This window comes from Klebsiella sp. RHBSTW-00484 (genome assembly GCF_013705725.1).
Classification (GTDB): Bacteria; Pseudomonadota; Gammaproteobacteria; order Enterobacterales; family Enterobacteriaceae; genus Klebsiella.
Window position 1 is genome coordinate 61,620 of the sequence record NZ_CP055482.1, and the last position, 14,693, is coordinate 76,312.

At 49.5% G+C, this 14,693-nt stretch carries 18 protein-coding genes and 1 other annotated feature; of the genes, 16 read left to right on the top strand and 2 right to left on the bottom strand.

Annotated features, from left to right (window positions below):
* The first annotated feature begins 3 nt into the window (after nt 1-3).
* Together HV213_RS30030 and HV213_RS30035 are read left to right on the top strand one after the other, a co-directional pair.
* Nucleotides 4-912: a hypothetical protein gene (locus HV213_RS30030; protein WP_022652181.1), complete on the top strand. Its 909-nt coding sequence runs from the start codon at nt 4-6 to the stop codon at nt 910-912.
* Nucleotides 848-1,192 carry a hypothetical protein gene (locus HV213_RS30035; protein ID WP_015063150.1) on the top strand — a complete coding sequence of 115 codons (345 nt, stop codon included), beginning with the start codon at nt 848-850 and terminating at the stop codon, nt 1,190-1,192. Before HV213_RS30030 ends, HV213_RS30035 begins: the two co-directional genes overlap by 65 nt.
* A 24-nt stretch (nt 1,193-1,216) precedes the next feature.
* Here the strand turns inward: HV213_RS30035 and HV213_RS30040 are convergent, their stop codons facing one another.
* Nucleotides 1,217-2,398: a tyrosine-type recombinase/integrase gene (locus HV213_RS30040; RefSeq protein WP_015063151.1), complete on the bottom strand. Its 1,182-nt coding sequence runs from the start codon at nt 2,396-2,398 to the stop codon at nt 1,217-1,219.
* Nucleotides 2,399-2,614: 216 nt separating this feature from the next.
* Between HV213_RS30040 and HV213_RS30045 the strand changes: the two genes are divergently transcribed.
* The 7 genes from HV213_RS30045 (at nt 2,615) to HV213_RS30075 (ending at nt 7,947) form a co-directional block, all read left to right on the top strand.
* A complete protein-coding gene (locus HV213_RS30045) occupies nt 2,615-2,827 on the top strand; it encodes an Hha/YmoA family nucleoid-associated regulatory protein (protein WP_022652191.1) in 213 nt (70 codons plus the stop codon).
* Between the two features lie 176 nt (nt 2,828-3,003).
* Nucleotides 3,004-3,645, top strand: coding sequence for a hypothetical protein (locus HV213_RS30050; protein ID WP_015063153.1), 642 nt, complete (start codon nt 3,004-3,006; stop codon nt 3,643-3,645).
* A 291-nt stretch (nt 3,646-3,936) separates the two neighbouring features.
* The gene (locus HV213_RS30055) at nt 3,937-5,010 is read left to right on the top strand and encodes a competence protein CoiA family protein (RefSeq protein WP_022652192.1); all 1,074 of its coding nucleotides are present in this window, start codon (nt 3,937-3,939) and stop codon (nt 5,008-5,010) included.
* 527 nt (nt 5,011-5,537) lie between these two features.
* The gene (locus HV213_RS30060) at nt 5,538-5,930 is read left to right on the top strand and encodes a hypothetical protein (protein WP_022652193.1); all 393 of its coding nucleotides are present in this window, start codon (nt 5,538-5,540) and stop codon (nt 5,928-5,930) included.
* Between the two features lie 315 nt (nt 5,931-6,245).
* Nucleotides 6,246-6,425, top strand: a complete 180-nt coding sequence (locus tag HV213_RS30065; RefSeq protein ID WP_071685142.1) for a hypothetical protein — start codon at nt 6,246-6,248, stop codon at nt 6,423-6,425.
* Nucleotides 6,426-6,590: 165 nt separating this feature from the next.
* A complete protein-coding gene (locus HV213_RS30070) occupies nt 6,591-7,247 on the top strand; it encodes a trypsin-like serine protease (RefSeq protein WP_059509512.1) in 657 nt (218 codons plus the stop codon).
* Nucleotides 7,248-7,449: 202 nt separating this feature from the next.
* On the top strand, nt 7,450-7,947 hold the full coding sequence (locus tag HV213_RS30075; RefSeq protein ID WP_000340139.1) for a membrane protein: 498 nt from the start codon (nt 7,450-7,452) through the stop codon (nt 7,945-7,947).
* A gap of 57 nt (nt 7,948-8,004) precedes the next feature.
* Here the strand turns inward: HV213_RS30075 and HV213_RS30080 are convergent.
* A protein-coding gene (locus tag HV213_RS30080; protein ID WP_165590718.1) for an IS3 family transposase occupies nt 8,005-9,245 on the bottom strand; the annotation gives its coding sequence in 2 pieces (ribosomal slippage) (nt 8,005-8,930 and nt 8,930-9,245; 1,242 coding nt in all).
* Nucleotides 8,821-8,937, bottom strand: a sequence feature (AL1L pseudoknot). (Overlaps the previous gene by 117 nt.)
* Before the next feature lie 165 nt (nt 9,246-9,410).
* Here HV213_RS30080 and HV213_RS30085 point away from each other — a divergent pair.
* The 7 genes from HV213_RS30085 (at nt 9,411) to istB (ending at nt 14,625) form a co-directional block, all read left to right on the top strand.
* The gene (locus HV213_RS30085; RefSeq protein WP_228288646.1) at nt 9,411-10,679 is read left to right on the top strand and encodes a hypothetical protein; all 1,269 of its coding nucleotides are present in this window, start codon (nt 9,411-9,413) and stop codon (nt 10,677-10,679) included.
* A 400-nt stretch (nt 10,680-11,079) separates the two neighbouring features.
* Complete coding sequence (locus HV213_RS30090) at nt 11,080-11,373, top strand: helix-turn-helix transcriptional regulator (protein WP_058656924.1); 294 nt, start codon at nt 11,080-11,082, stop codon at nt 11,371-11,373.
* A 4-nt stretch (nt 11,374-11,377) separates the two neighbouring features.
* Nucleotides 11,378-12,703, top strand: a complete 1,326-nt coding sequence (locus HV213_RS30095) for a type II toxin-antitoxin system HipA family toxin (RefSeq protein WP_020833804.1) — start codon at nt 11,378-11,380, stop codon at nt 12,701-12,703.
* A 60-nt stretch (nt 12,704-12,763) separates the two neighbouring features.
* Nucleotides 12,764-12,970 (top strand): hypothetical protein, encoded by a 207-nt coding sequence (locus tag HV213_RS30100; protein ID WP_000134171.1) that lies wholly within the window; start codon nt 12,764-12,766, stop codon nt 12,968-12,970.
* A 97-nt stretch (nt 12,971-13,067) separates the two neighbouring features.
* Entirely contained in the window at nt 13,068-13,634 is a 567-nt protein-coding gene (locus tag HV213_RS30105) for a TnsD family Tn7-like transposition protein (RefSeq protein ID WP_077909720.1), read from the top strand.
* Nucleotides 13,634-13,951, top strand: coding sequence for a hypothetical protein (locus tag HV213_RS30110; protein WP_058656922.1), 318 nt, complete (start codon nt 13,634-13,636; stop codon nt 13,949-13,951). Before HV213_RS30105 ends, HV213_RS30110 begins: the two co-directional genes overlap by 1 nt.
* On the top strand, nt 13,948-14,625 hold the full coding sequence (gene istB, locus HV213_RS30115; RefSeq protein WP_080394746.1) for an IS21-like element helper ATPase IstB: 678 nt from the start codon (nt 13,948-13,950) through the stop codon (nt 14,623-14,625). The genes HV213_RS30110 and istB overlap by 4 nt, the downstream gene beginning before the upstream one ends.
* Nucleotides 14,626-14,693: the final 68 nt, after the last annotated feature.

Sequence of the window (14,693 nt, forward strand, 5' to 3'; positions counted from 1 at the left end):
AGCATGCAATGGATCTCCACTACCAGCCAGAAGCTCGATGAGAGACTTTATCGTGTCTGTGTCTGGGTGAAAAAATACCACGAGGACGCTATTAACCGTGTTGTATTGACGGTGGATCTCAGTAAAGCCCGACATGACCCGGGAGAGGATAAGGTACGGTCCGAGTTACTGTGTGGCCATTACTTTCTCATGAGGAAGGAAAACAATGCGAAATCGGCGCCAGCGGATCAAAACTTTGAATTTTTACCTGACGGCCGCAACCTGAGCTGGCAGACGTCGACCCCGGGGCTTCAGCAGCTTCTGCTGAACAATAATGTACCGGAGTCCCTCAGGACCCTGGCTGATTATATTCACATACGTCTGACCAAACTGACAATGGTCCCGATGTCGGGAACCATAATGAAAGCTGCACAGGAAGACAGTATCAGCTGGGTGAAAGTGGATCTGCGATATTTCTGGCAGTATGAACTGGTTGATTCCCATCTGGGACCTGTCCAGGTGTCTCATAAGGCGCTTGTGCGTTTTGGCCGTCTGGCTAAACACGATGAAAATGCCAGCGCTATTCGTATGCTTCGCCAGCGGTTGTCATCACCATTTATTCAGGAATATGAGATGCCTGAGGAGGAGCTGAAGCGTAAGCAACAGATCATGAATACCGCCGATGTGAAAATGCTTTTTCATGCTCATTATCCGGGGCAGAAATTGCTGTTGGCCCGGTATGCCAATGGCTGGGTGCTGGTGGATTGTTTCCTGTTCCACCATATCAAACCCAAAAAGAAGGCGAAAAACAAAACCAAAGCAGGCAAATCAGAAACACAAAATATAAAAACGACGGGGAGTGAGGATCATGGAACTGGGCATTATGGTGTGCATCGTGTTGTTACTCTCACTGGCAGCGGTGTGGATCAGTAACAAGGCGGTGGGATTACTGGAAATCCATTATTTTAAGCGACCGCTGAGCATGGAATATGCGGCGTGGCTGAGGGTGATGTGTGCCGGTTTGTTGTTTATTTTTATCCAGATGGCCCCGGCATTCACGTTTCTGTATACGCTTAAGCTGGTGGCACTGTTAAACTTGGGTGTGCAAACTATGAAGCTTAACGGCGTTTATAAAATGAAACGCACAGGTATGCTGCCGCCGAAAGACGCCCTTCAGGATCTGAACCGGTTTAATCCTTTCCGTAAGAAATAACCCTCAGCAGCGCCCGCATGGGCGCTACTCATCCAGCGCTCCGCGCATGAATTGCGTCATCGCTTTTTTACCAGCTTCAATGTTACGGATATAGCGTGAAACCATCTCCGCGTTGCTCCAGTTACCCATCTCCATGATCTGCAAGAGCGTATACCCGGCATGAGCAAGTTCGATGGCACCGCCTACGCGGACGCTGTGACCGGTCCAGCATCGGGTGCCCGTTTCCTGCGGATGAAGCTCTTCCCAAAGCGCTTCAAAGGCCCGGAGTAGCGTGTTCTTACTAAGCATACCCTCATCCTCGACGGGAATGGGTTCGCCATTTCCCCCGAGCGGGGTTCGGGTAGGCAGATAGGGCATGTTATGGTTTCTCAGCAGCGCATTGATTTCGTTACCCTGGCTTCGTAAACCCCATTCAGGTGGCATATATCCGTTATCCTGAAAGTTAACGGCCTGAAAGAGATAGTCCTTCGGATGGCTGTATTGATCCCTTCCGACCATACCCATCAGCCTTCTCAGTGTGGCTGTGAGGTTAGGGGTCAGATGATAGGTGAGCAGGGTACTGACAGTGGATTTTGTCCGGTATACCGTCAAGGTAAAGCTGCCGGTCTTTTCATCCAGCACAAGGTCTTCCATCCGAATTCGCCTGATCTCCGCTGAGCGAAGCAGTGTTTCAAACCCTGTCCAAATTAGGCAAAGGTCGCGGAGTTTGCGCACCGACTGCGTCGTACTGTGTGCTTTAATCAATGCCTTTAGATCCGTCACCATGAATGGCGTAGCCTGGCGGGTAACTTTCTGCTTTCGGGCTTCAGCCTGTTCGAGGGCCGCAAGAATATAACCTACTTCAGATGTGATGATCCCAGGCTGATCGAGTGCTTTCCTTTGGATACTGTTCAGGGCATGCAGGCACCCTTTAATACTGCTTCGTGACAGTGACTTCTGAAGATGGTCTAAATAGGCCAGCAGTGGAGTTTCAGTCACCGGGAGAGAGCTGGCGGGCCAATCTTCGTTCACCTCCTTTCCTGCATTTGCCTGATACCACTCATTCCAGGAACGCAGCCAATGGAGATACGTCTTAGCCGTATGGTATTTCAGGTGAGAAAAATAGCGGATGAGGCGCATCAGTTGCTTGTCATTAACTTTAACCGTAGACAATTGTTGATGGAGATCGTTGTCTGCAAACCGTCTGGTTACTGGCTGGCTATTCATTGTGTCCACCTGAATACACTGTTTTTATTTACAGCCATTTTAGCATTGCGGTACCTGCTTATGAACAGGTTCCGGGCAACAAAAAAAGGGGGCCCGCCAGTTCAGCAACGAGCCGGAGTTATACGTCAAATAGTTGCAAAAAAAATTAGATTCCCGGAACAAATCCACATAAGATTGGGATACTGTACTTTTGCTGAAAATAACTTAAGGTTGACCATGTCCGAAACTAAACAGGCGTATTTGATGAAATTTCGTAAGTGCTCTTCATTTGACACACTGGAAAAAGTATTTGAACGACTCTGTGAAAAGAATGTTGGTATAGTTTCACTAGAAATTTCCGGGGCATATGACCATCGAAAAGCTGAACTGACAATGAAAAAACTCTACGATAAAGTCCCCGCCAGTGTATGGACCCTGGTTCGTCAGTAAAATGAAAATCCCGGGAACCATTATACAGCCGACGTTTAACAAAAAGAGGTTTATGAAATCGTCTGTTGAACATATAAATTTATTAAATTATTTATTACCACCTCTGGGAATTAGTTTAATCAGAAAAGTAATAACTTCACTTAAAATGCTTTACTTGCTCTGTTGTGGTAAAACGCATGGGAATTAAACCTTTATTAATTTTAACTCTTCCATTCATCTCCTTTTATTTAAACGCGGCGAGCCTAAACGAGTTCAGTCAAAAACTGGATGAAGGTTACCGTTACGCCTGTAACGCAACTCAGACGGGCAACGCAGAGGTTGCCTCTCTGGCGCTTGAGAACTACAGGGCAAATTTCACTACCTCAGACCCAAAAGTTGGTTTCAGCCAGATAATGAATGATGAAATAAACAAGGTTGTCTCGAATTTTTTCAGAATGGGCATGATCCAGGGGAACACCAGTACTGCGGCCTGCGAGACGCCTTCGGAGTTGCTGAGTCAGACCGCTTTGGCGGTATATTCCCGACAGGAAAAGGCGGCGTTGGCATCGAGCCTTGATGCTGTCCGCTTCACTGAATATGCGGCGCAGGCCTACCCGATTTTTGATTCAATCCGGAGTACAAGCATCAGTGAGGATGAAGTAATTAATCAGATTAATAAAATTGGGAATAATGCAATTATAAATGACAAGAATGCTATTGACGCCAGCAATGCGACAAGTGCGATGAAAAACGTAGTGACTGTACTTTTTTCTGCCCGGAGTGACCCGGAACTTATGCAATTTATGATGGGTTATATTGATCAACACAAACTGCATTGAATGTAGGGTCCAGTATTTATATTAAATCAGCTTTCGTCCTGAAAGTGAGCCCACTGTTGGAATGCTCACTAATTCCGGTTCCGTCCGTATTAATAAGTCTCACTGCTGGTGGAGGGACGGGCAACCGGAAAAGTAGCTTTTTACCAGCATAGAATTGCCATCGCTTTATCCATTTGCCCCTGCCACAGTAATAAAAGCAACTTAAAAACTCATGAAAAAAGACCTCTTATCGAAATGTCATACTGCTTTCGTCCGATATAGTGAATGTCTGTATGCTGCGGGGGAAATAACATGCGAAAGAGCTATACCTATGGGATTCCTTTCGGACTCCATCGCGAAACTGGACGGTATCTGGACATCACGGAAGTAAGCAGAGGGAGTGCATGCAACTGTATCTGCCCCGGGTGTCGTACGGATTTGATCGCCAGGCAGGGTGAGGTCAAACTCTGGCACTATAGCCACACCACGGACCTCTTCGGTGATTGTGACGGCTTGATGGAGGCGATTCGGGGAAAAATTATTGAAGTTGTCCGGGAAAGACATCTTCTCGGTTTCCCGCATCTTCTGGCCGGTTATGAAGGCGGGAAGGTGCCACTTGATGAGGTAAGCGGCAGCGGAAGCATGTTCGGCGCCACGGCAGATCTGTTTGTGAAGGTTAACGACCTCTGTGTCGCCGTGTTTCTTGATACCGATCGCAGCGTGGCCGGGAAGCTGACGTTCGACCATCTCCATCCCTCGGAAATGGTAGCAGCATTACGTATCGATCTGCCGGATATAGAATACGAAATCAGTCAGGTACAACTTGGCAGGCGAGATGGAACCTACAGCGAACGTATCGAGAAAATTATCATTGATGAGACGGAGTCACGAGAGTGGTTGTATCATCCCATGATGCAGGAACTGGGGACTGAACCCCTGAAGGTTTATCAGGGCCGTGAGCCTGCGGAAGCAGGACCACTTCTCCAGCGTCTTTCCGACTGCTACATGAAGCTGCCGGACATCTTACCCCAGAGCATGAATACGCTGATAAGAATGCAGCAGGACACCATCGTTTGTTTGTGTCGGCTCACCGTCAGAGCATCCAATATAGCCCAGACTGATGAATTTCCGCTGTTTATACGTTACTTCCGTCTGCATTGTCTCGACACCAGTGAGCATGTGAATTACGAGAAATTGCTGAACTGGCAGGACATGATCACAAAATCACAGGAAGGGCAGTCGCTAACGATGGAGGAACGGGATTATCTCCAGGAAATCGCCCGTATTGGCCTCTACAACCACCGACTTAAAAGTGTCTGCCTGACGGCCTGCGAAGACAGTAAGGTGGCAACAACTGAAGGACCAACAAATTTCTCATTGCTCTGAAGGGGGCTGGTGAGTTACGGGCCTGGCGGGCATGGAAACGTAAACAAAATCTACTTGCTCGCCTTAAGCAGTAATGGGTTGTTCATTTCTTACATGGTCTCAGAGTACCTATCATGATCAGTCCGGTAATATAAACTGGCACAGCCATCATAACAGCCCAACGCTAATGGACATACATTAGCGTTGGGCTGTTATGGCCGAAAGACTGGATCAGGAGTTCCGGATTTTTGCGCGGTAGGTGTGTTTGATCCTTTCAATCGTGGCAAGAGATGCATTCCAGTAGCGTTCAGCGTCGGGGCGATATTGGTCATCGAAGATGCAAAGATTCAATAATAGTGTAATTAGCGTCTCCTGGCGGCAAAGTCAGTCGGCCGGAACTGGTAAACTGTATTCCACCTCACCCGGGCTGGCGGGCGACTGACGTCTTGCCGGTTCATAGCCGGTGGTCGCGTCTGACAATGCGGTGTCCTGCCGGTAGTGACGCTGGCAGGGAGGTTTGCCAAATATACCCTACAGGGACTTCAGGAATGAATACGTTCGAACAGTTTAAAGCACAGGTCACCCAACATGCCTGTGGACTCGGTCCGGAACAACTGGCCGGGTACTGGGGGCGGTCCACCAGCGGCGAATGTGTTTCGCCATCGTATGAAGTGTTCAGGGGTTATCCGACCCGCCATCCGCTGGCGGAGTTTGTGGAGATGGCTGCATCCCGCAACGGCATCAGGCCGGATGACTACCTGGGTGATTTACTCCGGGGGCCGCATGAGGTTGTCGGCTCCCTGACGGATGACAGCACGTCACCCGCCGCCAGCCTGCCTGTCTATTTCTTCCCGGGTGCCGGGATTTACGCTGCGGCGGTCAGTGATACCGAGGTGCTCGATGTCTGGATGAGCTGGCCTTGCTACCCGGAAAACTGGTGAACATCCGAAACCGGGTTAACCGGCCGGGGATGATTTCCACGACAGCTGGTGCGGACGTGATAACACAATTGCATGTCCTCATCCCTCAAGCCCCCTGCCAGGCCCCAACGTGCTGTCAGGCTTCGCCTGATTCCCGACCTTTGCACGTACTTCAGCCGATAACTTTTTGTTTTCTTTTTATTTTCTCCCCATTTCCTCAAAGTTCGCGGGCGGCGTGGACAGGGCACCATTGCCGCATGTGGGGTCTTAATAAGGGCAGGGTGGTCAGGTTTGCTCGATGCCGGGGGTAGGCCCTACCCTTTATGGGATGAGGACATGCAATTTACTAAATTAATCGCCAGCACCGGTGGTGGCTTATCTGTAACGGGTCAGTTTTTTGATACGGGGAATGTTTCAGGGTTAAGATCTGGAATCATAAAAATATACGCTCCCGTTCAGGACATACGACTTGAAATGGATAATGCCATTAAAGAAATTCCAGCCTTTCGTCGATAACAGTTTCTGACCATCGCCATAACCATGTCATGGAGGAGACTAACCGTGTTTCAGAGGTAAGCTGTTGCCTGGCAAAACATACAAACTCAAATATCAGGAAGCGAGTTTAGTTGTTTATAACATGCAGCCGTGTAACTGATTAGGTACCGGCAAAAGGAGGAAATAATGTTTGAAAACTACGTTTGTAAAATCTATGTAAGCAATGATCCTCATTTTAGTAGCCATCTCGAAGCAACTGCGTTTGGTTTCGATAATGGTCAGCAGCAAAAGATTCTCACCGCAGCCCATGTTGTTACCAATGCTCTTGGAAAAATTTATCCCGTCAGCAATACACTTAAACTTTACGTCAAATTTCTTAACCATCAAGGACTGGTGAACGAAGAGCCTGTTCTAGTCGATTTCATTCTCAATGAGGCTAATGACAGGGCAGACTTTAAAGACGGCATTCCGTTTGTTGACAGTGCAGAAATCGTATTACCAGCTGGAATACAACAGCCTGTAAGTAGTTACTTTAAGGTCCTAGCACCCGCAGCTGGCATGGATACATTGGGTGTCGGATATCCAATGAATGAGACAACAATTTCGGCATTCCCTGGTGAAGTTTCAGGAATTTGGCCTTTAAATTGCTCAAATCATTCTCCCCAACATCTCACAACTCGCTTTGTAATAGCACATTTCAACACCGATGGTTGCTCTGGTGGACCCTATGTCGTCTCCGAGAAGGACGAGCATTTTGTCATTGGAAGTCTGGTTGGAATAATGTCTGGAACCTGCCCAGATTCAAATCCACACATGTCTGTTCAGTCCGCTACTGATTTTTAGCAAAGTCAGTTCCAAAATGACGCTGGCACGATAGTTATTTTGGGTATGCCAGATATGGCGTCTGCCCTTACTAACAGCAACAGCATTGAAACTGACAAACATGAACTGGAAAGTGCCACAATAGTAAGTCATGATTTCTTCATCACTTTTATGGTGCTCTTTTTCACCTATCACACAGCAAGTTATGAATACGAGGCCTGTAATGGACGCTACCGAAACTGAAGAGCTCGAAAAAATTCGCAAGAAGGCAATGGATGAAGTTACAAGTGCTCTTCAGGCGCTTGAAAATAAGTTCCCGGGTATTACTGAGGGCGCAGCAGCTTTGGCGGGGTCAGGCGTAGGCGCAGCGGCTTCCTTCGGTGCTCTCTATACGCTTGGTACAACGGGAGTGTCAGCAGCAGGCATAACCTCCGGGCTCGCTACAGCAGGGTCTATCGTCGGTGGCGGTATGGTTGCAGGCATTGCGGTATTGGCCGCACCTGTAGCTGTGTTAGGGATTGGCGGGTACGCGATAGTGAAACACAAAAAAAATGCGAAACTGACAGCCGCCCTTAGTCAGGCCATCCAAAAGCTCTACGAAGTTCAGGAAAGGTTGATGTCGAATGCGGAATATTTTAAGGCAGAAATTGCTGGCATCAAGGCAACAATCGACATGCTTACTAAGAAAGCTCCAAAAGGTAGCCTGGTCGCGGTGAGGTAAACACATGAGTCAGTCTGAACCGCCCCGGTTTTTTTGGAGAGTGTTTAGTCCGGAAGCTCAGGCTGCCAGATCATTATTTGTACTGGTAGCATAATAAGCTTTTTCGGCTTCTACCGGCGGTATGTGTCCTAGCCGTTCCAGTAACCTTCGATTGTTGAACCAGTCCACCCACGCCAGTGTCGCAAGCTCCACTTCCGTGTGGTTTTTCCAGCTTTTACGGTGGATCACTTCCGCTTTGTAAAGGCCATTGATACTCTCGGCCAGGGCATTATCGTAAGAGTCGCCTGTACTGCCTGTCGACGCCAACAGCTCCGCCTCCTGCAGCCGCTGGGTGTACGCCAGTGACACGTATTGGGAGCCCTTGTCCGAGTGATGGATTGTACCTGAGGGGCGACGTGCCCACAGAGCTTGTTCCAGAGCATCCAGCACGAACCTTGCTTCCATCGACGATGAGACCCGCCAGCCAACGATCGTGCCTGCGAACACATCGATGATGAACGCCACATAGGCGAAGCCATGCCAGGTGCTAACGTACGTAAAATCTGCACACCAAAGCTGATTGGGACGTTCTGCCACAAACTGGCGGTTTACCAGATCCGCTGCTGCCGCTGTTTTACGACCGATCGTGGTCTTGATGACTTTGCCACGGAGTACGCCCCGAAGACCTATTATTTTCATCAGGCGTTCAACAGTACACCGGGCGACGCTAAAGCCCTCGCGGAGCAACTGACGCCAGACTTTTCGTGCCCCATAGACACTGTAATTTTCTCCGTAAACGCGTTTTATCTCCTGGATGATTTGAGCATCGCACTTTTCTCGTTGGCTACATTTCTCAGGATGTAGCTGGCGTTGCTGATGCCAGTAATATGTCGACGGGGCAATATCCAGTTCGCGACATACCGGCCCGACCCCGTGTGTACCACTCAGACGCTGCATAAGTGGCATTATTTTTTCCAGTGGCGGTCGAGCTCCGCCTGAGCAAAATAAGCTGAGGCCTGGCGCAATATATCATTGCTGCGGCGTAGCTCCCGATTTTCACGCTCCAGTTCTTTTAAACGCTGGCGCTCATTGGTGCTCAGTCCACCATCATCAGTGCTGACGGGGCTGACACCACCACGGACATCATTTTTATGCTGACGCAACCAGGCTCGTAGGGTGTCGTAATGGCACCCGATTTTTGACGATATGGCACGAATGGCATCCGGCTCAGAGTCATACTCATCACGGTGTTCCAACAACATTCTGACAGCGCGCTCACGCAGTTCAGGGGGATAGCGTTTGGCGGATTGTGATTTCATTTTGGGTCTCCTTTCACTGAGAGTTTAGTCTCCAAGAAACCCGGTACGGTTCAGTCTCCTTATGATGATGAGTTCAGGGCCATCCGTTATATTCAGCTCCGTGGTCAGGATATCGCGAACGCTCACGAGACAATTAACAGTGATATAGAGAGCCTTAAGGCACAGTTGACCGGGCTAATCAGCGGCACTGAACTTGATGAAGCGGAGCATCTGGCGCTTAAAGAACATCATCTGCGAGAAATGACCCCTTCAGATACTGCCATGCATTCTACTGGTCTCAAGACTATATATAGCGAGGCTAACCAGCGTGTATGCGGTGATATTGGACTGGCCACAATACTCTCCACGGATGACCTGGCTGTTGTAGATGCCCGGATCCAGAATCATATTAAAGAATTTAATGATCGCTACGCACTCGACGCCTGGGATTATGCTATTGCCTGCGGATGCGGGCTCATAGCATCCATGCTGGATTTACTTTGCGTCAGAGCCCCGCCAAAACCTACGGTGAGCTTTACGGCAGAAGTGGATGGTATTTTCAATAAACAGGTGCAGAAAGCCTTCAATGCCATTTTGCCGGAGGACCTGAGTACAAAACTCTCAGATTTGTTCCCTATAGGGGCACCAGACAGTTCGATCAGCAGCGATTTAGTGGGTGCGGCCGGTGGCGTTTTGTCTCCCACAAATCACCGCTTAAGAGCTTTGTCACACGATCCCATACTGGGCATTATTTTCGGTATAAAGGATATGCTGAACGGGACCTGTACGGTGGTTCAGAATGGACAGATCGTGGTTTATCCTTCCAGTAAAGGCGTTACTGACGAAACCAATATTTTCAGGCTCATCGCCAGAATGTTTGGACACCTGGCATCGGATGTTAATGCCCCCTCAGCAAAAGGAAACCGTGGCATGGGTTTACCGGCTCCTTTTATGGGGCTACTTCGTATGCTTGAGGGGATCCCTGTGGGGAGTTCTAACTTCGGCAAACAAATAGAGTACATGTATGTCAACGGATATGACTTTCGTCAGTTTATCGTGACAAGTATTCCGATGACCATAATGGAAGTTTTGATGCGGGTTTTCTATGTGGTGAAACAGGTATCGCTGGGAAAAGGAGCTTTTGGGGAGACCTTACTGGATACCATGCCGTTGCGGCTAAATCCACGCTTCCGGATGATGCTTGCCCTGGGTTATGGAACTTCCAGTGCTGTTAACGCAGGTAAAATGTATATCACCGGCAATATTCTCAATGCGAATTACGCCTCTTGGATGGGGTTGGCCTGGAATGGTTTTCACTCACTCAAGTGGTCCCTTTATCAGCGACACTTAAAGCTTTGGGCCGGTATTGAAAAGGCAGAACTGGAACGGCTTCAGAACAATATAGACAGCATCGAGGCATTGACCATCAGAGCAGGAAACTTGCCAGTCAAGTAACATTCACCGGAGCACCTCCGGAACCCCATAGCCCACCAGCTGCTAAAAATGTCTGCCTTTGCTTTTAATGCTCTCTCTGCCTCCTCCCCGAGGCAGAGAGTAGCTCGTAGTTATTTATACAGCTCACAACAGGGCCATAAGATACTCCGCTTCTCGTTTACCGATGATCCTGATCTGTCAGCTCTCTTCCCGGATGCTGTACGAGCGTAACGGCTTATTATTGATAGTTCTCTCATATCAAACGTCATAAAGATTTATGCTGCCACTTGGTAACAGCCTAAAGGTTGTACTCTCTATTTAACAGCTTTTAGGCTGTTAATTTGATATTACAGCTTTTAGGGTGTATTTTTAGAAAACAGCGTACAAGGTGTATCAGAGGAACTACTGAGGCCAGCTTATGATCAATAATGATTACCCGTTAAACACGCTCAACCAGTTGCGTCCCTTGCTCATTGGTTTTCGCAAGGCGAATGGCCTGACGCAAAAAGACCTGTCCGAAAGGTTAGGTGTCACTCAACAGACATACTCACGTCTGGAAGCCAACCCTGCCAGTGCGAGCATTGAACGGCTATTCAAGGTGTTTTCTGTCCTGGGTGTAAAAATCAGCTTCTCCTCGGCAACCACTTCTTCAGAGAGGAAGCAGACGGAAGAAATATATAAATTTAATTCACCTGCACGACAGGAGGATTGGTAACGATATGAGCCGGAAACAGCAACGTCTGGTAATTTGGATGAACGGCATCAAAGTCGGGTACTGGGAAAAAAGCAAAGGGGTAGACAGCTTAGAATACCTTCCTGAATGGGTTGCTGACGAACAGGGAAGGCCGCTGTCATTATCCCTTCCTTTTACTCCCGGGAACCAGGTCTGGCGTGGAAATGTGGTACGTGACTATTTTGATAATTTACTCCCGGACAGCGAAGGCATACGCAGACGTCTGGCAATGCGTTACAAGGCCGATAGCCTGGAGCCTTTTGATCTGCTGACGGAGCTGGGAAAAGACTGCGTGGGCGCGATACAGCTGCTTCATGACGGAGATGAACCCACTGATTTATATTCCGTGAAGTATCACCCGCTTACTGAATCAGAAATTGCGGCAACTTTGCGTAATACCACGGAGACATTGCTACCGGGCAGGCCAGAAGATAACGACGACTTACGTTTATCTATTGCCGGTGCTCAGGAGAAAACAGCCCTACTGTGGCATGAAGATCGGTGGTGTATGCCGGAGGGTAATACACCAACGACGCATATATTCAAGCTACCGCTCGGACTTGTGGGGAACATGAAAGCCGACATGAGCTCGTCGGTTGAAAATGAATGGCTCTGCTCGGTACTTCTCGACCAGTACGGGCTCCCCGTGGCAAGAACGCAGATTGCTCACTTTGAAGATCAGAAAGCGCTGGTGGTAGAACGTTTTGACCGAAAATGGTCAGGAGACGGACAATGGATCATTCGTTTACCCCAGGAGGATATGTGTCAGGCCCTGGGCGTTTCGCCATTACGAAAATATCAGGCGGACGGCGGGCCAGGTATATCGGAAATTATGGAGGTTCTGAGTAATTCAGACCGTGCTGAGCGTGACAAAGCGCAGTTTTTTATGACGCAGATAATTTTCTGGATGATGGCCGCAACAGATGGCCACGCTAAAAATTTCAGTATTTCTATTGGGCCACAGGGACGTTATCACCTTACACCAAACTATGATGTGTTGTCGGCATGGCCGGTGATCGGTCATGGGAACAATCAGATATCTTGGCAGAAGTGCAAACTGGCGATGGCCGTACGTGGCAGTAGCAACTATTACCAGATATATCGAATACAACGACGCCACTGGATCAGGCATGGTGAGATAACCGGCCTGAGTAAACAGCAGACAGAGGCGATGATAGAGGAAATCATCGCCAGAACCCCGGGTGTCATTGAACGTGTTAGCGGGCTTCTTCCGGACCAGTTCCCCCAGCAGCTTGCGGAAAGTATTTTTGATGGAATGAGGCAGCAATGCAGGCGCCTGGCTGAGAAATGACAGCCGCAATTTATAGTGTGCATGTTTTCAGAATAGCTGGTGTAAGCGTGAGGATTCAGTATGACTGAAGAACAAAAAAGAATAGAGCGGGCTATTGAGTTGGCTTGTCGTTACGGCGGAACCGATGAAATGCATCATCTGCAATGGGTCGTGGATCAGATGGTAAGAGAACTTGCTGGAGAACGTTATGCACAGATAGTAGCTGATGCCACCAGCGGAGAAGATGGGCCTGATACTTACAAATGGAGTGTTGGGATCGCGCCTTAACAGCTGTCGGTCTGGGGGTGAAAACGTATTCTTCATTCAGCGAATTCCCAGGCTTCACATTAAGACTAAAGCGGCGGCCGCAGTAACGTAAGAGAAAATAAATGGCTATTTTTGTCCTCCAGATAAAAAGAGCGGCCTATCGGCAGAGTATCGAGTCAGATGGCAGCAGTTGCTGGAAAGCCATGGGGTGAAGCAGGCCCGTTTATCTCATCAGGCGTTATACGCCTGGCTGTATCGGCATGATCGAAGCTGGTTTCTGCAATTTAACCGGCAACACCATCAGGGCCATGCTAGAGACAATCTCCGTGTCGATTGGCCAAAGCGGGATCGCATGGTTTGTCGTCAATTACTCCATATCCTCGATCAACATGAGTTGATGCTTGATTCCCCTCGGCTGTCGAGGAACTGGTATCTATCGAAACTTCTATCGGGAGCCATGATTGAGAAAAACTTGCGCTCTATGCCTCTTACTCGCTTGTTTTTTCAACGATATTGTGAAGATATAACAGGTTATCAGATTCGTCGTTTGGCTCTTGCTGCCGGATTGCTGGTGCAGACTGGTAATTCATTGCGCCGATGGCGACTTCTTCGCCTGGCTGGATTGAGTGATGAGCGATTAACCTCGCTGGCTGATGACCTATTGCGAGATGTATTGGGGGCTTGATGCAGGATATCCGTTTTGAAAAGGTATCTGACGATACAACCATTTTGGCAATCGGTTCTCTGTTCCGGCGAGTTAATCACACACAGTGGGGCATCAATCTGGATCTGGCTCCTCAAGCTGAAATCGGGTCGCTGCGGGTTTCGAATCTTCCTGTTTTGGCTCGTAAGCGGGTGTTGAATCCGACACAGAAGCATAAGTCTGCCGGTTTTCGGCTCTCTTTTACCATCGAGAGCTCGGCTACTTGGCAACGCAGATATTTAGGTGATTTCCCTGTTCCCTTGGCCATTCGCGCCATGGATAAGCGGAGAACAGCATGAGCCAACAGACCCTCAACCGCCTGCGCGAGCTCAGACTCGGCGGCATGGCCGCTGCCCTGCAGCAGCAACAAGAACAGGTCGCGACCTACGACGGCCTGTCGTTTATCGAACGGCTGGGACTCTTGGTCGAGCAAGAACATCTGGCGCGCGAGCAACGCAAACAGGCGCGGCTGGTGCGCCACGCTCGCCTCAAGCTGAGCGCCACCACCCAAGAGATCGACTACCAGCACCCGCGCAACATCGACCGAGCCCAGATCGCCCGGCTGGCCCAGGGCGACTGGCTGCAACGCGGGCAGAACCTGCTGATCACCGGCCCCTGCGGCAGCGGCAAGACCTATCTGGCCTGCGCCTTGGGCTATCAGGCCTGTCTGCAGGGCTACGGCACCCACTACCACCGCCTGTCACGGCTGCTGCAGAGCCTGACCCAGGCCAAGGCCGACGGTAGCTACGGCCGGCTATTGGCCCAGTTGGCCAAGGTCGAGCTGCTGATCCTCGATGACTGGGGGCTGGAGCCGCTGCTACCCGCCCAGCGCCACGATCTGCTGGAGATCATGGACGACCGTCACGGCCGCCATTCGACCGTGGTGATCAGCCAGGGGTCGTCTCAGAAAACGGAATCTATGGTCACTCCCGTTTTTGCAACACCGATTTTGACGACAAGTTGGCTTGCTTGAATCTATCCGGCGTCTGAATGGGATTTTATTCCCGCGCCTCGATGAGTTCCGCGCCTGATGAACCTCCA